The following is a 17,153-nucleotide window of genomic DNA, read 5'->3' on the forward strand; positions in this document are numbered from 1 at the left end:
AAAGACTGGGTTCCCGCTTTCGCGGCGACGAACGGTTTGTTAGCGTCCGTTACACCTTCTGACGCTCGTGTGTTCCCCATGACCCTTTCCCTCTTCGTCGCCACCATGATCGCCGGTTTCACCTACTCGGTGATCCCCGGACCCGCTGTGCTGCTGGTGTTCTCGCTCGCCGCCCAGCACGGCCGCGCCATGGGCGCCAAATTTCTGATCGGTCACATGGTCGGCGACATTACGTGGAGCGCCATGGCGTTCGCTTCCATCGTCGGCGTGAGCAAGATGGGCCCGCTGCTGTTCGACATCCTCGGTGCCGGCTGCGGGCTGTACCTGATCTATCTCGGTATCAAGGCGATCCGCGCCAAATCGATCGGTGACGCGCCGGTGCTGCGCGGCCACAGGCCCTACCGCGCCGGCTTCCTGTTCGGGCTCACCAATCCCAAAGCCTATCCCGTGGCGGTCGCGGTCTTCACGGCGCTGATCGCGCGCTATACGATGGATTTATCCTGGTCGTCGCTGCCGCTGATGGGACTCGCCGCCTGGATCGGACTGGTGCTCGGCTATCTCGCGACTTTGTTCTGGGCAGGATTGCCGCTGGTGCGGCGCTTTTTCCTCATGCACGGCGTCGTGGTCACGCGCATCATCGGCGTGACCTTCGTCCTGTTTGGATTGAAGTCGCTGGTCGACGCCGGCCGTTCGTTCCAGACGCGCTAGCGTCGAGCTTCAGTCTGGCTCAACCCAGTCCGGCCGGATCAGCCCGGTAACGCCGTCGAATGCGCCGGGCACAAGCTCGTTAACGAGGAGCCGGGCCGGGTTGACCGGGCCGGGCATCTTCACCTGCCCCTTGGGAATGCGCTTGAAGCCGCTGCGGCCGTAATAGGGCTCGTCGCCGACCAGCACGACCAGTTTGTACCCTTTGGCTTTGGCGTCCTTGAGCGCGCGGGACATCAGAGCAGCACCGACACCGCGCGAGCGGAACGGCGGTTCGACCGTCAGCGGCCCGAGCAGCAGCGCCGGGGTGTCGCCGATGCAGACCGGCGTCAGTCGGATAGAGCCGACCATCAGGGTGCCGATCCGGGCGACGAAGGACAGTTCGAGCAGGTGGCTCCGCCCTTCCCGGATGCGGTAGGCGCTGCGCGCATAACGCCCCGGACCAAACGTGCGCTCGTTCAGGCGTTCGACGGCGAGCGCGTCGCTCGGCGTTTCGGGGACAATGGTGAGGTCGAGTTCGCTCATGAAACCATGCGATTAGCACCCTGCCCGCCCAAGGTCCATCGGCGGTGGCGGCGGGCTCCCCAAGGGCTTAACTAACCGGGGACAGTCAAAAAAGGAATGCGGCATGGGACTTCTGGTTGACGGCGTCTGGCGTGACGAATGGTACCAAACCAGGAATGGCCGCTTCGAGCGGCAGGCCTCGCCGTTCCGCAACTGGGTGACCGCCGACGGCAGCGCCGGACCGACGGGCAAGTCCGGTTTCAAGGCCGAGGCCGGCCGCTATCACCTCTATGTCTCGCTCGCCTGTCCCTGGGCGCACCGCACGATGATCTTCCGTCAGCTCAAGGGCCTCGAAAATCTCATCTCGATGTCGGTCGTCTCTCCCGACATGCGGGAAAACGGCTGGACCTTCCACAAAGACGAAGGCTCGACCGGCGACGCGATCAACGGCAAGGACAAGCTCTACGAGATCTATCTGCTCGCCGATCCGGCCTTCACCGGCCGCGTCACCGTGCCTGTGCTGTGGGACATGAAGACGAAGACGATTGTCAACAACGAATCGTCCGAAATCATCCGCATGTTCAACTCGGCCTTCGATGGACTGACCGGCAACACCGTCGATTTCTATCCACAGGCGCTGCGCGCCGAGATCGACCGCATCAACGACCTCGTCTATCCGAACATCAACAACGGCGTCTATCGCGCCGGCTTCGCGACGACGCAGGAGGCTTACGAGGAAGCCTTCCGCAACCTGTTCGACGCGCTCGACCGGGTCGAGGATATCCTGTCGCGGCAACGTTATCTCGCGGGTAACCAGATCACCGAAGCCGACTGGCGGCTGTTCACGACCCTGGTGCGTTTCGACGCCGTCTATTACGCGCACTTCAAGTGCAACTGGCGACACATTCACGAATATCCGAATCTGTCGAACTACGTGCGAGAACTCTACCAAGTCCCGGGCGTCGCCGGGACGGTGGACCTCGGGCAGATCAAGCGGCATTATTATTTCAGCCAGCGGATGGTGAATCCGACCGGCATTGTCCCGGTCGGCCCGCAGCTCGATTTCGCCAGCAAGCATGACCGGGGAAGATTGAGCTGACTCCTTCTTTCGTTGCAGAGGTTCCGATGTTCGGTACGCACGATCTCTGGCTCTTCATTCTGTCGGCCCTGCTGCTGAACATCACACCGGGGCCGGACACGGCGCTGGTGGTGGCGCGCTCGACACAAATGGGTTTGCGCGGCGGCGTGGCGGCGTCGTTCGGCATTGCCGGCGGCATCGTCGTGCACATTGCAGCGGCGGCCATCGGCCTGTCGGCGTTGATCGCGGCCTCCGCCACCGCCTTCACCGTCATCAAATATGTCGGCGCCGCCTACCTCATCTATATCGGCCTGCGCATGATCCTCAGCCGTTCCGCCGCGGTGGCCGAAAGCACCGCGCCGGCGCAGACGACGTTGCCGCTGCGCAGCGTGTTCTGGCAGGGCTTCTTCAGCAACGCGCTCAATCCGAAGGTGGCGATCTTCTTCCTCGCCTTCCTGCCGCAGTTCGTCAGCAACGACACGCCGTCGAAGGCGATCGCCTTCCTGTTCCTCGGCGTTGTCTTCATCATCGGCGGCACGCTATGGAGCCTGGTCCTCGCCGCCGTCACGGCGCATGCGACGTCGCGGCTGAAGGCGACGCGGCGCTTCCAGCGCCTCATCGACAGCGCCATCGGCGCCATGTTCGTCGCGCTCGGCATAAGGCTGGCGCTGGTGGAACGCTGAATCGCCGCCGTCGTTCTCCGCGAAGGCGGAGAACCCAACACTTGCGACGATCTTGAGAAGAGCTGGATCCCCGCGTTCGCGGGGATGACCGGTTCTGGATTTGTCTGATTCAATTTTCAAACAGCCCGGAAACTTGCAGCCAACGCTCCGCTGGCCCTGTTCTTTACGGCGCGGGTCACGCCGGCTTCCCTTTCCTTCTCCCTCGGCGCATGCCGAGGGGATGGAGCGCCGCGAGGCGCCCTTTTTGGATCGCACCTTGAGGGTGCGAGGCATCCCCTGCGAAGGGACGCCCGCGCCCCGCGGCGCTCCATCGCGGTGTCTTACGGCGCACGGGCCGCGCTTCTGGCGGCTGATCCATCTTGCGATGGGTAGCGCTCACCATCAGCAAGCTCCTTGCAGCCGGTCTTATTGCCGGCGGGCGGAGCCCCGTCGCCGCCCGAGCGCCCGGGATGCGTAATCCCCGGGCTCGCGGGCACCGCGCCCTGTTCCCACTGAAACGACGCCTCATGACAGCGCCCCCGGCCGGAACAGGACGAAATGAGCCTATAATGTCCTAGGAATAAGAGTCAAGGACTATTTTCTGGCCTCGTATCGTCATCGTCCGCGAAAGCGGACGATCCAGTATTCGCTGACACCCGCGATTACTGGATGGCCCGCTTTCGCGGGCCATGACGCCGTTGGAGCAAAGAGCTCGATCGCCCGCCTACGCGGGCGATGATGCTGAGAGATACTGTCCCCGGATTTCGCTGCGCTTCATCCGGGCTACAGGATGTTGCCCCACCGACGACACCGAGCCATCACCACATCTCGCTCACCGCCCGGCCCTCGAACACCTCGGCGATGCGGGCGCGGGCGGCGCGGCCGGTGTCTTCCGGCAATTCGTCAATGGCGAAGAAGCCGTGCGCCACGATCTCGTAGTCCGGCACCGGCGGCGATTCCTGCACGAAATCGCGCACGACATAGAGCATCACATGATCGCGCCGCGAGACGCGACGGTTGTGGAATACGCCATGCAGCACTGGCTCGCCAGTGAGTTTGATGTTGCCTTCCTCGATCAGTTCGCGCGCCAGCGCCGTCTTCACCGTCTCGCCGGTTTCGACGCCGCCGCCGGGCAGATGCCAGCCGCTGACATAGGAGTGCTTGATCAGGAAAACCCGGCCCTGACCGTCGATCACCAGGGCGAAGGCGCCAAGCGTCGCACCACGGGCGAAACGCCAGTAAAAGTGAAAGGCACGGCTCAATATCGGCTCAAAACGGCGACGTAAGGCAGACAAGCGGCGGTTCCCTTTTTGCGACCCATTCTCATAGCGCATCGGCTGAAAGTTGGGCGGACTGAGGCCTTTAATCTTTAGAATGATTCCAATATATGGGGTTAAGCCAGACCCGCTAAGGACGTCCCCCGTGAAGCAATTCTCCGACCTGACCGAGCAGGAAGTGCTGGCGCTCGCCATCACCAATGAGGAAGAGGACAGCCGCATCTATCGCGGCTTCGCCGAGGGCCTGCGCGAGCAGTTTCCCGCCTCCGCGAAGGTGTTCGACGAGATGGCCGAAGAGGAAGTGCATCACCGCGCGATTCTCTACGACCTCTACCGTCAGCGCTTCGGCGAATATCTGCCGTTGATCCGTCGCCAGGACGTCAAGGGCTTCCTTCACCCGAAGAAGCCGCTGTGGCTGATGCGGCCGCTCGGCCTCGAGGAAGTGCGCAAGTTCGCCGAGAACATGGAGTTCGAGGCCGAGCGCTTCTATCGCAAGGCCGCCGAGAACGCCCGCGATGCGTCGGTGCGCGAGCTGCTGATCACTTTGGCCGAAGCCGAGGCAGGACATGAGACGCTGGCGCACAAGCTGACCGCGAAGATTCTCACCGAAGATGCGCGCGCCGAGGAACACGAGACGGCGCGGCGCATGTTCCTGCTGCAATATGTGCAGCCGGGCCTGGTCGGGCTGATGGACGGCTCAGTGTCGACGCTGGCGCCGTTGTTCGCCGCGGCCTTCGCCACGCACAATACCTGGGAGACGTTTCTCGTCGGCATGGCGGCGTCTGTGGGCGCCGGCATTTCGATGGGCTTTGCCGAAGCCTTGTCCGACGACGGCTCGCTCACCGGCCGCGGCGCGCCGTGGCTGCGCGGCCTCGTCTCCGGCCTGATGACGACCATCGGCGGCGTTGGCCACGCGCTGCCGTATCTCATTCCCGACTTCTATGTCGCCACCATCGCGGCGGTGATCGTGGTCGCCATCGAACTCGCGGTGATCTCGTGGATCCGCTACAAATACATGGACACGCCGTTCCTGAAGGCGGCGTTCCAGATCGTGGTCGGCGGCGTGTTGGTGTTCATCTCCGGGATATTGATCGGGAGTTCGTGATTCTTTGTTGTCGTCCCCGCGAAAGCGGGGACCCAGTATCCCCTGTGCGCGATTGAGGCGCATACCTCGCTTATCCCTTCATTCCGGTGGATACTGGATGCCCCGCTTTCGCGGGGCATGACAGCCATTGGACGCCGGCTTTGCCCTTCACCCTCGCCCACCTCTCCGACATCCACCTTTCGCCGCTGCCGCCGGCGCATGTGCTCGATCTGTGTAGCAAGCGCATCACCGGTTACCTGAACTGGCAGCGCAAGCGCCGCTTCGTGCATGATCCGGCGGTGCTTGGCAGCATCGTCGCCGATCTCAAGACGCAAAGGCCGGACCACATCGCCGTCACCGGCGATATCGCCAATATCGGGTTAGAGGCTGAGTACGCCGCCGGCCGCGGCTTTCTCGACGCGCTGGGCAAGCCGGAGCAGGTGAGCTTCGTGCCGGGCAATCACGACATCTACGTCGCCGAGTGCGCGCGCTTTGCCGCGCGGGCCTGGGGCCCGTTCATGACCGGCGACGACGGCGAGACGTTTCCCTATGTGCGGCGGCGCGGCCCGCTCGCGATCATCGGCCTCTCGACCGGCGTGCCGACGGCACCGTTCCAGGCGACCGGCGAACTCGGCGACGGCCAGCTCGGCGCGCTGGCAACCCTGCTAGACCGTATGCGCGACGAGAAGCTGTTTCGCGTTGTGCTGATCCATCATCCGCCGGTCAGCGATGCGCCGGCCTATAAGCGCCTCACCGACGCCGGCAACTTCATGCACGTCATCGCCCGGCACGGCGCCGAATTAATCCTGCACGGCCACGACCATCGCGACATGCTCAATGTCATCGACGGGCCGAACGGCGCGCGAGTGCCGGCGGTCGGCGTACCTTCGGCTTCCGCCGCGCCCGGCCTCGACAAGGACAATGCCGGCTATCACCTCTATCGCATCGATGGCGCGCCCGGCGCGTGGCGGTGCGAGATGGTGGTAAGGGCGGTGAGTGAGGATGGGTTGGTGACGGAAGTGAAGCGGGAAATGCTTTAAGGCACCGGCGCGGTCAGCAGCGCCCAGGTGAACAGGACCGCCACCGCGACCACGACACCGTAGATGAACATGCGCAGGCCACGCAGGCGGCCGCGACGTTGCTCGTCCTCGATGGTCTTGAGCGTCGCCGCCTGACCGAACGGCACGTCGTCCGCCAGCGCACGTTCCCGCTCGAGCAGGCGCCGGGCCACATAGCGCGTTACGGCCGACACCATCTCCGGCAGTTCATAGCTCTCGGCCAGCACGGCGCGGCCGTAGCGCGTATCCTGCACGAAGCGGTACTCGCGCTTGTCGCGGCCCATCTCGATATGGGCGACGACGTCGATCCACAGCCGTGGTGTTTCGCCCTGGCTGACGCCGCGATCGAACAGCTCGACCTCTTTCGGGATTTCGGCGAACAGCGGATCGAGCGCTTCGCTCAGCAGCTCCAGCCGCGCCACCTCGGCATCGCGCAGATCGACGATGACAGCCGAGCGCTCGGCGGCCTCGATGCGCGCCTCGCGCATTGCCTCCTTGAGCGGCGTCGGCGGCACGGGCATCTCCGACTCGGGCTTTTTGCGGCGTCCCCACATGGGGGCCTTTCTAGCAGGCCCCGAAAGCCCGGAAAAGGGAGAAAGGTCAGGTTTTTCAAGGCTATTGACGGTTAGCCAAAGGTTAATTGCGCGGATTGACACCGTATTGCCGGATCCAGCCCAGGCTGTCCTCGGTCCGCGGCGTCGAGGGGATGTACTCGCAGCCCACCCAGAACGGATAGCCGAGCCGATCGATCTCGGCGAAGACGTAGGGGTAATTGATCTCACCATCCTCGTTGGGCTCGTGGCGCACCGGCACCTGCGAGCACTGGATGTGGGCGATCAGCGGCTGGTACTTTTTAAAACGCTCGATGATGTCGCCGCCGACGATCTGCACGTGGAAGAAATCGTATTGCATGAAGACATTGTCGCTGCCGACTTTGGCGATGATGTCGGCGGCGTGCTCGACCTGATAGAGAAAATAATTCGGCACGCTGCGCTGGTTGATCGGCTCGATATAGAGCTTGATGTTTTTCGCCGCGGCCTGATCGGCGGCGCGCTTGAGGTTGTCCACGAACACGTCCTCCGCTTTGCGGCGCCGCTCGGGCGTCACCATGCCGGCCAGACAATGGATGGCGAGGCCGTCGACCGCAGCGACATAGTCGAGCGTCTGCGCGAAGGCAGCGCGCCATTCGTCCTGCCGTCCCGGCAGCGCGCCGAGACCGAACTCGCCCTCGCCGCCCTGCGGCGTGTTGATGCCGAGCACCTTGAGATTGTTGCGCGTGGTGGCGCGCCTGTAGTCCGCCGCGCTCACACCTTCGGGAAAGCGGCCTTCGATCGCCGTAAAGCCGGCCGCCGCTGCCGCGTCGATGCGCTCGATGAGCGGCCGCTCCTTGAACAGATAGTCGATGTGAGCGGAAAACCGCGGCATGCTTCTCCCCTTGCGCCCATCGCCTGGGCCGTATTCATTAGCGGGCAAATTACCGTCCAAGCGCCGCAAAGGCCACCCGTATCGAGGAACGCCGCATGTCCGCCAACTCCGCCTTTCATATTTGCGTATTGCCGGGCGACGGCATCGGCCATGAGGTGATGAAGCCGGCACTCGATGTGCTGCGCCGCATCGAGGAAACGACGCCGAGCCTCAAGTTCCGCTTTTCGGAAGCGCCGGCCGGCGCCGAGGAATACAAGGCGACCGGCAAATCGATGTCGGACGCGACGGTGAAGCTCGCCGGCGAGGCCGACGCCATCCTGCTCGGGGCCTGCGGCATGCCGAGCATCCGCTATCCCGACGGGACGGAGATCATGCCGCAGGTGGAACTGCGCTTCATCTACGATCTCTATGCCGGCGTGCGCCCGGCGCGGCTGGTGCCCGGCGTGCCCTCGCCGATCGTCGGCGCGCATGAGCACGGCATCGACTTCGTGCTGGTGCGGGAATCGACCGAAGGCCTGTTCGCCTCAATGGGCAAAGGCGTCACCACGCATGATGAAGCGCGCGAGACGCTCGTCGTCACGCGCAAGACCACCGAGCGGCTGTTCGACTTCTGCCTGCGGCTCGCGCAGCGCCGCAAGGCGCGCGGCAAGCCGGGCCGGCTGACGCTCGTGGACAAGGCCAATGTGTTCAAGGCGTTCAACTGGCAGCGCGGCATCTTCGACGAACGCAAGGCGGCGTTTCCCGATGTGGCGACCGACAAGCTCTATGTCGATGCCTGCGCCGCCATCATGGTGAAAAAGCCGTGGGACTTCGACGTCATGGTGATGGAGAACATGTTCGGCGACATTCTCTCCGATCTCGCCGCCGGCCTGATCGGCGGCCTCGGCATGGCACCATCCGCCGATATCGGCGACACCCATGCGGTGTTCCAGCCCTGCCACGGCACCGCGCCGGATATCATGGGCCAGGGCAAGGCCAATCCGACCGCCATGATCCTGTCCGCCGCCATGATGCTCGACTGGCTCGCTGACAAGCACGATCACCCGCCCGCCGCCGAAGCAGCCCAGCGTATCGAGCAGGCGGTCGACGATGCCTATCGCACCGGCCTCAAGCCGATGGAATATGGCGGCGGTGATGGCACTGCGACGATATCCAAGGCGGTGATGACGGCGCTGGGATAGCTACTCAGCGGCCTGCGGCGCTTCGACGACTTTCCGCCGCACCAGCAGCAGCATGACGACGCCGACCGCGGAGGTCGCGGCGCCTGCGATCGACACTGCCGGCAGGCCGAGGCCGGCGTCGATCACCGCACCACCGAGCGCGGCGCCGACCGCATTGCCGAGATTGAAGGCGCCGATGTTCATGGCGGAGGCGAGGTTCGGCGCTTCGTGCGCTTCCTGCATCACGCCCATCTGCAACGGCGGCACCAAAGCGAAGCTGGCGATGCCCCACAAGAAGATCAGCACCGCGGCGCTCGCCTCCCAGCGCATGCCGACCGCAAAGGCGGCGAGCAGCACGACGACGCCGAGCAGCGACGCCATCAGCGTGCCGTCGACCGAGCGGTCGGCGAAGCGGCCGCCGATCAGGTTGCCGACCGCGAGGCCAACGCCATAGACGACCAGCATCGCGGTAACGAAGGCCGTGCCGGCGCCGGTCTCGGACTTGAGGATCGGCACGATGTAGGTGAACACCGTGAACATGGCGCTGGCGCCGACCACGGTGAGCGCCAGAGCCAGCAACACCGGCGCGCGGCCGAGCACGCGCAGTTCGGCGCGCATGTCGGCATTGCTGTCGGCCGGCATCAGCGGCAAGGCGAGACGCAACGCCACCATGACGACCGCGCCGACACCGGCGATACCCCAGAAGGTGGCGCGCCAGCCGAACACTTCGCCGAGCCAGGCGGCGAGCGGCACACCGCCGATGGTGGCGATGGTCAGGCCGGTGAACATCGCCGCCACGGCGGAAGCCCGCCGTTCCGGCGCGACGACGCTCGCCGCCACCACCGAGCCGACGCCAAAGAAGGCGCCATGGTTGAAGGAGGTGATGATGCGGGCGGCAAGCAGCATCGAATAGCTGTCGGAGATCGCCGCCAAGAGATTGCCGGCGGTGAAGATGCCCATTAGGCCGATCAGCAGCGTGCGGCGCGGCACCCGGGCGAAGGCCAAGGTCATCACAGGCGCGCCAACCAGCACGCCCAGCGCATAGGCGCTGACCAGAAGCCCGGCGGCTGGGATGGAGACGCCGAGGCCGTCGGCGATCAGCGGCAACATGCCCATGGGCGTGAATTCGGTGACCCCGATGCCGAAGGCGCCGAGTGCAAGAGCGAACAGGGGTGGATTGAATTTCATGGCGGTACAGCGCTCCGGAATTTTTGCAACCCCGGACATGGTGCAGCGCCGCAATCCGCACTAGAGGCTTTCCCGGTCCAGCATCTTTGCGTAGGATTCACAAATGGAGCGAGCTGACCACACATCGGAGATGGCGGCCTTTGTCGAGGTCGCCCGCCAAGGCAGCCTGTCCGGCGCGGCGCGGGCGCTTGGGCTGACGCCCTCGGCGGTCAGCCGCATCATCGGGCGCATTGAGGCCCGGCTCGGCGTCCGCCTCATGGTGCGCACCACGCGCTCGCTGCGGCTGACCGCCGAAGGCCAGAGCTATATCCATGCCGCGTGCCGCATCCTGGCCGACATTGCCGAGACCGAACGCGCCATCGCCGACCAGGCCTCGCCGCGCGGCAAGGTCCGCCTCAGCATGGCCTCGGCGCATGGCCGCATGAACGTGCTGCCGCTGCTCGGCGAATTCACAGCCCGCTATCCGGGCATCTCGCTCGATATCGACTTGAGCGACGAGGTGGCCGACATCCTCGGCGGCCGCGCCGACGTCGCGGTCCGCTTCGGCCCGCTGGCCGACAGTCCGCTCACCGCGCGGCGTCTCGGCCACACCGGCCGCACGGTGATCGCCTCGCCGGCCTATCTTGAGCGCCACGGCACGCCGCGCCGGCCGGCCGACCTCGCCACGCATAACTGCCTCGACTTCAGCTTCCGCCGCATAGAGCCCGGCTGGCCGTTCCGCGAGGACGGCCGCGACTATATCCTGCCGGTGAGTGGCAACATCACCGCGAACAACGGCGAGACGCTGGTGCAGCTCGCGCTCGACGGGCTGGGCATCACCCGCGTCGGCAATTTCCACATCGAGGATGATCTGGCGAGCGGCCGCCTGGTGCCGCTGCTCGAAGAGTTCAACCCGCAAGATCGCGAAGCCATTCACGCGGTCTTCATCGGCGGCGCGAACATGCCGGCGCGCGTGCGCGTGCTGGTTGATTTCCTGGCCGAGAAATTGCGCGCACCGGGCGCGGCATAACCTGCGCCGTTGGGCGACCGCCCGCATGAGGCGCGTATTGTTTCCGTAATCCGAAAGCTATTGGCAGGAATGGCTTTGCACTGACGCCGTCCACCGCCTACGCTACCGCTACAGAGAGACCGATCCGGCATCGGCCAAAAGCCAACGCAAAGACCGGATCGACAGGGGAGGAAAACCAATGTCGATTGAAACGTCGATCGAGACCCGTCATGGCGTCGCCCGTTTCACCCGCGCCGCACTCGGCGCCGTTGCCGCGCTGACGCTCACCGCGACCGCGGCCTGGTCGCAGGCCTATGGCATCTACAGCATGCCCGCCGGCACGCTGAGCCACACCACCGCCTCGGCCATCGCCAAGGTGCTCAAGGAAAAGGGCGGCATGAACATGCTGGTGCAGCCGACGGCCGGCGAAACCACGCTGCTGCCGCTGCTCGCCCGCGGCGAAGGCGATCTCGGCATCGCCAACATCTTCGAGACCGAGATCGCCGTGAAGGCCTATCCGGACCTGCGCGTCGTCGGCTCGCTGCACTCGCTGCGCGGCGCCTTCTGGGTGCGCAAGGATTCGCCCATGAAGACCGTCGCCGACCTCAAGGGCAAACGCGTCGTGCTCGGCTTCTCGGCGATGCGCACCATAGATCCGCTGGTGAAAGCGATTCTCGCGACCGGCGGTCTGACCGAGGCGGACATCAAGCCGGTGCTGGTGCCGAACGTCGTGCGCGGCGCGGAAGATTTCGCCAACGGTTCGGCCGACATGTTCTTCTTCGCCTTCGGCGCGGCCAAGGTGCGCGAGGTCGACGCCACCGTCGGCGGCATCCGTGCCCTGACCATTCCGAAAGAAGGCATGGCCGCGGCGCAAAAGATCGTGCCGGAAGGCTATCTCACCCCGGCCGCGCCGTCGCCGTTCTTCGTTGGCGTCGAGCAGCCGATGGAGGTCTACACCTGGGACAACATGCTGCTGACCAACGCCAAGGTGAAGGACGAGGTCGTCTACAAGATGATTGAGGTGATGGAAGCCAACAAGAGCGAACTCGTCGCGGTGCAGCCGGCCTTGCGCGATTTCGACGCCAAGAAGCTCTACAAGACCTACAACATTCCCTATCACCCCGGCGCCTTGAAGTATTTCAAGGATCACAAGATCGAGGCGATGAAGGTCCAGTGAGCGCCATCCAGTGAGTGAAGTTCACGCTATCGACGAAACGGCGGACGACAAACCCGCCGTTTCGAAAGTCGCCGCCTGGGCAACCGATATCCTGCAAGCCTTGCTGCTCGCCTGCGTGGTCGGCTGGGTGCTCGACCTGCCGCGCAAGTTTCTCGGCCTGTCGCTCTATACAGAGCAACTACTCGCGATCTGTCTTGGCCTTGCGCTGGCGCTATCCTTCATCAACGCCCGCTTCAAGCATGCGGTCTTCGGCTGGATCGGCGCCGCGCTGGCGCTGATCATCTGCGGCTATATCGCCGTCCGCTACGAGGAACTGACACTCTCGATCGCGCTGCTGCCGGTCGAAGGCATTATCGGCAGCGCCATTCTCGTTCTGCTGGTTCTGGAGGCGACGCGACGTTCGGCCGGCGCCGTCCTGATCGTCATCATTCTCATCATCTCGGCCTATGTCTTCATCGGGCCCCATATGCCCGGCGATTTCGCCACGCGCGCCGTCTCGCCCGAGCGCCTGCTGGTCTATTACGGCCTCGATACCAATGCCATCATCGGCAACATCCTGTCGGTCGCCGTCCTCATCGTCGTGCCGTTCACGCTGATGGGCCAGGTGCTCGGCCGCACCGGCGGCGCGGCCTATTTCGCCGACCTGGCAATGTCCGGCATGGGCAGCTTCCGCGGCGGCGCGGCCAAGATCGCCGTGGTCGGCTCCGGCCTGTTCGGGCTGATCTCCGGCGCGGCGGTGTCGAATGTCATGGCCGTCGGCATCGTCACCATCCCGCTGATGTCGCGCTCCGGCTTCTCGCGCACGCGCGCCGCGGCGATCGAGGCCGTCGGCTCGACCGGCGGCCAACTGATGCCGCCGGTGATGGGCGCCGCCGCCTTCCTCATGGCGGAATTCCTGCAGGTGCCCTATGGCGCCGTTGCGCTCGCCGCTTTCATTCCGGCGCTGCTCTACTACATAGCGCTGTTTGTGCATGTCGATCTCGAGGCCGCCAAGCACAAGATCGGCGCCGCGCAGGTCGCCGAGATACCGGCTTTCACCGCGGTGCTGAAATCGGGATGGCATTTCCCGATCCCGCTGATCTTCCTCATCGCGACGCTGGCCTGGCCCGAGTTCTTCCAGATCCCGATCGAGCGCGCCGCCGTCTATTCGACGGCGATCCTAATCGTGCTGTCGCTGCTGTTCGGTTATCGCGGCAAGCGTGTGAGCCCAGGTGAGATGCTGCGCGCCGTGCTCGACACCGGCCGCGCCGCGCTGGACATTATATTGATCGGCGCCGCCGCCGGCATGGTGGTCGGCGCGCTCAACATCTCCGGCATTTCCTTCGGGCTGACGCTGCAGCTCATCGCCATCGCCGGCGAGAATCTGTTCGTGCTGCTGGCCCTGACCGCGGTCATCTCCATCATCCTCGGCATGGGCATGCCGACGGTCAGCGTCTATGTGCTGACGGCCTCGCTGCTGGCGCCGTCGATCATCAAGCTCGGCGTGTCGCCAATGGCGGCGCACATGTTCGTGATGTATTTCGGCATGCTGTCGATGATCACGCCGCCGGTGGCGATCGCCGCCTATGCGGCGGCCAATATCGCGCGCGTGCCGGGCTGGAACGCCGGCTGGATGGCGGTGGTCGTGGGCTGGAGCACGTTCTTCATCCCCTTCCTGTTCGTCACCCAGCCGTCGCTGCTGTTCGACGGCACCTGGCTCGAAATCGGCTGGAACCTGTCGCGCAACGTGCTCGGCATCGTGATCGGTACCGCCGCCATTGTCGGCTTCATGTTCGCGCCGCTGGCGGGCCCGCTGCGCATCGCCTTCGGCGTGGCGGCCATCGCCATCCTGCTGCCGCCGAATGTCTTTGCCGGCGCGCAATGGATCGACATCGTCGGCCTCACCGGCGCGCTGGCGCTGATGGCGTTCAACTGGATGCAGAGCCGCGCGCAAAAACAAACGGCGCCGCAAGTAGCGGCGCCGTAGATCTTTCTTCACTTCTCCCATGGGGAGAGGGAGCGTTCAGCGTATACCGCGCAGAATGAGCCTCAATTTCCCTCCCGCCAGATGCCGAGCGCTTCCTGCGCCGGGCGGTCCGAGATCGAGAACAGCACCGCGTCGGCATTGCCCTTGACCTCGTGGCTGTAGCGCTTCCACGGCGGGATGACGAACACGTCGTTGACGCCCCACTCCAGCGGCTGGCCATCGACCATGGTCACGCCCGAGCCTTCCGCGACGCAGAACACGGTGCCATCGGTCGAGCGATAGGGCTCGCCCTTGAAGCCCTTGGGCAGCAGCGACAGATGCGCGCCCATGGTCGGCAGCACCGGGCCGCCATTGATCGGGTTGGCGTAGCGCACGCGGGCACCGAAGCGCTTGTCGATGTCGCCGGTCTTGCGCAGTCGCTCGAGCACCGGCTTCATCTTGCGGTACGGATAGTTGATCACCGGCGAGCGGTTGGTCACCGCCGGCATGCCGTCCGGCAGCACGCCGGTGGCATAGCGCTCGAACGAGTCGCCATCCTCGTGATTGACGTTCTGCATCTTCTCGTCGAAGTGCTTGGCGAACGATGCCTGGAAGTGATTGACCGTCGGCATGTCGAGCACGTCGAGCCACATCACCGGCTCCTTGCCGGTGTTGCCGTGATCGTGCGGCGCCCAGTTCGCGGTGATGATGAAGTCGCCATGCTCCATATTCGACTTCTCGCCCTCGACCGCCGTATAGGCGCCTTCACCCTTGAGCACGAAGCGGATGGCGGAAGCGACATGCTGGTGCACGTCGGCAATTTCGCCCGGCATGATGAGCTGGATGCCGGCGAACAGCGAATTGGTGATCTTGGACTTGCCCGGATCGCCGGGGTTCTCGAGCACCAGCACGCGGCGCTCGGCCTCCTCGGCCGTGATGACCTCGCCGGCTTCGAGCATCAGCTTCTCGACCTGCGGGAACTTCCACACCGCCGGCACCATCTGGGTTTTCGGCTCGGGCGTCACGAGGCCCTTGAGCACCTCCCAGAGCGGGGCGAGGTTATAGCCCCGGATTTTCTCGTAATAGGCCTGCCGTGAGGCCTGGATGTTATGTTTGGACCCAGGATTGGCCTCGGTTGCCATCGACATGCGCGCGCTCCCTGAGGGCGATTTTTGCCCGATCGTTCCGTTTGTAACCATCTTATAGCGCAAAACGATACCGGGCGAAACAGCCCTGCTTTGGAACAAACTCCTGCCGAACCGATGGGCCTGCCCACCCGGTTAGGCCCTCACCCGCTTGATGAAGCCAGCGAAGCCGGCGAGCTGCTGCTTGATGAAATCCTTGGTCTGCTGGTCGGTCAGTTCCAGCGTATCCTTGTCGAACTTGTTCTGCGCGAAGGACACGATCACTTCCGGCGTGCCGAAGATGAAGGCGTTCAGATACGTGATCGACTGGCGCATGTGATACTGCATGCGCGAGCCGCCCATCGGCCCGCTGCTGGCGGACTGGATCGCGACCGGCTTTTCCTTGAACGGCTGGTCCTTCATGCGCGACACCCAGTCGAACGCGTTCTTCAGGGCGCCGGGGATGGTCCAGTTGTATTCCGGCGTGACGATGATGACGCCGTCGGCGGCGCGTATCGCGTCGGCGAGCTTCACCACCGAATCCGGAAAGCCGGAAGCGTCCTGAATGTCCTGATTATAGAACGGAATGGTGTCGAAGGGCGGCGACTCCGAAAAGGTCATGCCCTCGGGCGCCAGCGCCGGCAGCGCACGCACCAGCGCGTGATTGTACGACTTCTTGCGCAGCGATCCGCAGATCGTCAGCACCTTGAGTTCATCGGCCATCAACAGTCTCCGTCCCGGCGTCGGCCCGCAGCACGTCCTTTCGCAGGTGACAAAACGCGCGCCCCGCCGCTCCGCGGGACGCGCAATCTGTCAAATTCAAAGAAACAACACCAGAGCGGGTGCTTGGTTCACTTCTCGTCGGCGATGGTGTTCTTGAGAGTGCCGATGCCGCCGATCTCACACTCGATGGTGTCGCCGGCCTTCATCCACACCGGTTCCGGCTTGCGGGCATGACCCACACCCGACGGCGTGCCAGTGAACAGAACGTCGCCCGGCTCCAGCGTCATACCTTCGGTGAGATAGACCAGCGATTCCGCCACCGGGAACATGAAGTGATCGGTGTTCGAGGACTGCATCACGTTGCCGTTGAGGCGGCTTTCGATCTTGAGGCCCTTGCCGCCGCGCGGCAACTCGTCGGCGGTGACGACCCACGGGCCGTAGCTGCCCGTCTCGTCGAAATTCTTGCCCATGCCCCACTGCGTGGTGTGGCGCTGATATTCGCGGATGGAGCCTTCCATGCCGCAGGTGTAGCCGGCGACGCAATCGGCGGCGTTCTCCAGCGTCAGGTGCTTGGCGCGCTTGCCGATGATGACGACCAGTTCGCCCTCGTAGTCGAACTGGATCGACTTCTTCGGCCGGATCAGCGGTGCGCCCGGCGACGTGAAGGACGACATCATGCGGAAGAAGATCGACTGGAATTTCGGGATATTGTCCTTCTGCGGACCTTCCTTGACGTGGTCGAGATAATTGAGGCCGAGACAAATCACCTTGCCCGGGCTCATCACCGGCAGCGCGAACTTGATGCCGGCGAGCGGCACGCGGGCCGATGCCGGCGCCTTCTTTACGACATCGGCCAGCGCCTTGACGTCACCGCCGGCGCGCAGGAAGGCGCCATACTCGGTCGGCAGCGTGCTGTCGGCGGCGTTGACATCAACGACGGTGTCACCGTCGACGACACCCATGCGCACGCCGTTGCTTGATTGGAAATTGACGATCTTCATCGCGCCTCACCCAGACTTTCGTGGTCATGCCTCCGGGCGCGGACGCGCGCGGAA

Annotated in this window: 17 protein-coding genes; 9 read left to right on the forward strand and 8 right to left on the reverse strand. The window is 64.5% G+C overall.

The genetic code is table 11. From position 1 onward, the window contains the following. Nucleotides 1-78: 78 nt before the first annotated feature. Entirely contained in the window at nt 79-708 is a 630-nt protein-coding gene (locus E8Q40_RS17330) for a LysE family translocator (RefSeq protein ID WP_137045726.1), read from the forward strand. A gap of 9 nt (nt 709-717) precedes the next feature. Here E8Q40_RS17330 and E8Q40_RS17335 read toward each other — a convergent pair whose 3' ends face one another. Further along, nucleotides 718-1,230: a GNAT family N-acetyltransferase gene (locus E8Q40_RS17335; RefSeq protein ID WP_137045727.1), complete on the reverse strand. Its 513-nt coding sequence runs from the start codon at nt 1,228-1,230 to the stop codon at nt 718-720. Nucleotides 1,231-1,333: 103 nt separating this feature from the next. On the opposite strand from E8Q40_RS17335, the gene E8Q40_RS17340 reads away from it, so the two are divergent. Then, nucleotides 1,334-2,308: a glutathione S-transferase family protein gene (locus E8Q40_RS17340; RefSeq protein WP_137045728.1), complete on the forward strand. Its 975-nt coding sequence runs from the start codon at nt 1,334-1,336 to the stop codon at nt 2,306-2,308. A gap of 26 nt (nt 2,309-2,334) precedes the next feature. Beyond that, complete coding sequence (locus E8Q40_RS17345) at nt 2,335-2,970, forward strand: LysE family translocator (RefSeq protein WP_137045729.1); 636 nt, start codon at nt 2,335-2,337, stop codon at nt 2,968-2,970. Between the two features lie 797 nt (nt 2,971-3,767). On the opposite strand, the gene E8Q40_RS17350 is transcribed toward E8Q40_RS17345, so the two are convergent. Continuing rightward, a complete protein-coding gene (locus tag E8Q40_RS17350; RefSeq protein ID WP_137045730.1) occupies nt 3,768-4,283 on the reverse strand; it encodes an NUDIX domain-containing protein in 516 nt (171 codons plus the stop codon). A gap of 88 nt (nt 4,284-4,371) precedes the next feature. Here E8Q40_RS17350 and mbfA point away from each other — a divergent pair, with 88 nt between their 5' ends. Beyond that, on the forward strand, nt 4,372-5,331 hold the full coding sequence (gene mbfA / locus E8Q40_RS17355) for an iron exporter MbfA (protein ID WP_137045731.1): 960 nt from the start codon (nt 4,372-4,374) through the stop codon (nt 5,329-5,331). Nucleotides 5,332-5,471: 140 nt separating this feature from the next. Next, entirely contained in the window at nt 5,472-6,350 is an 879-nt protein-coding gene (locus E8Q40_RS17360) for a metallophosphoesterase (protein ID WP_137045732.1), read from the forward strand. Here E8Q40_RS17360 and E8Q40_RS17365 read toward each other — a convergent pair. Both E8Q40_RS17365 and E8Q40_RS17370 read right to left on the reverse strand, forming a co-directional pair. After that, the gene (locus tag E8Q40_RS17365) at nt 6,347-6,922 is read right to left on the reverse strand and encodes a hypothetical protein (protein WP_246662896.1); all 576 of its coding nucleotides are present in this window, start codon (nt 6,920-6,922) and stop codon (nt 6,347-6,349) included. The two genes, E8Q40_RS17360 and E8Q40_RS17365, sit on opposite strands and share 4 nt — an antisense overlap. Before the next feature lie 82 nt (nt 6,923-7,004). Beyond that, a complete protein-coding gene (locus tag E8Q40_RS17370; RefSeq protein WP_137045733.1) occupies nt 7,005-7,793 on the reverse strand; it encodes a hydroxypyruvate isomerase family protein in 789 nt (262 codons plus the stop codon). A gap of 95 nt (nt 7,794-7,888) precedes the next feature. Here E8Q40_RS17370 and E8Q40_RS17375 point away from each other — a divergent pair, with 95 nt between their 5' ends. Further along, nucleotides 7,889-8,974, forward strand: a complete 1,086-nt coding sequence (locus E8Q40_RS17375; protein ID WP_137045734.1) for an isocitrate/isopropylmalate dehydrogenase family protein — start codon at nt 7,889-7,891, stop codon at nt 8,972-8,974. On the opposite strand, the gene E8Q40_RS17380 is transcribed toward E8Q40_RS17375, so the two are convergent. Next, entirely contained in the window at nt 8,975-10,141 is a 1,167-nt protein-coding gene (locus tag E8Q40_RS17380; RefSeq protein ID WP_137045735.1) for an MFS transporter, read from the reverse strand. It lies immediately after the preceding gene. 103 nt (nt 10,142-10,244) lie between these two features. Between E8Q40_RS17380 and E8Q40_RS17385 the strand changes: the two genes are divergently transcribed. From E8Q40_RS17385 to E8Q40_RS17395, 3 genes are all read left to right on the forward strand, one after another. After that, the gene (locus tag E8Q40_RS17385; RefSeq protein WP_205995577.1) at nt 10,245-11,150 is read left to right on the forward strand and encodes a LysR family transcriptional regulator; all 906 of its coding nucleotides are present in this window, start codon (nt 10,245-10,247) and stop codon (nt 11,148-11,150) included. Between the two features lie 178 nt (nt 11,151-11,328). Continuing rightward, nucleotides 11,329-12,306: a TAXI family TRAP transporter solute-binding subunit gene (locus tag E8Q40_RS17390; protein ID WP_137045736.1), complete on the forward strand. Its 978-nt coding sequence runs from the start codon at nt 11,329-11,331 to the stop codon at nt 12,304-12,306. Between the two features lie 10 nt (nt 12,307-12,316). Continuing rightward, on the forward strand, nt 12,317-14,272 hold the full coding sequence (locus tag E8Q40_RS17395; protein ID WP_137045737.1) for a TRAP transporter fused permease subunit: 1,956 nt from the start codon (nt 12,317-12,319) through the stop codon (nt 14,270-14,272). Between the two features lie 62 nt (nt 14,273-14,334). On the opposite strand, the gene gtdA is transcribed toward E8Q40_RS17395, so the two are convergent. The 3 genes from gtdA to E8Q40_RS17410 form a co-directional block, all read right to left on the reverse strand. Next, nucleotides 14,335-15,399: a gentisate 1,2-dioxygenase gene (gtdA, locus tag E8Q40_RS17400; RefSeq protein ID WP_137045738.1), complete on the reverse strand. Its 1,065-nt coding sequence runs from the start codon at nt 15,397-15,399 to the stop codon at nt 14,335-14,337. 132 nt (nt 15,400-15,531) lie between these two features. After that, nucleotides 15,532-16,098: an NADPH-dependent FMN reductase gene (locus E8Q40_RS17405; protein WP_137045739.1), complete on the reverse strand. Its 567-nt coding sequence runs from the start codon at nt 16,096-16,098 to the stop codon at nt 15,532-15,534. A 128-nt stretch (nt 16,099-16,226) separates the two neighbouring features. Next, entirely contained in the window at nt 16,227-17,099 is an 873-nt protein-coding gene (locus E8Q40_RS17410; RefSeq protein WP_137045740.1) for a fumarylacetoacetate hydrolase family protein, read from the reverse strand. Nucleotides 17,100-17,153: the final 54 nt, after the last annotated feature.

It is taken from the genome of Pseudolabrys sp. FHR47 (genome assembly GCF_005153485.1).
In the GTDB taxonomy this organism is placed as follows: domain Bacteria; phylum Pseudomonadota; class Alphaproteobacteria; order Rhizobiales; family Xanthobacteraceae; genus Pseudolabrys.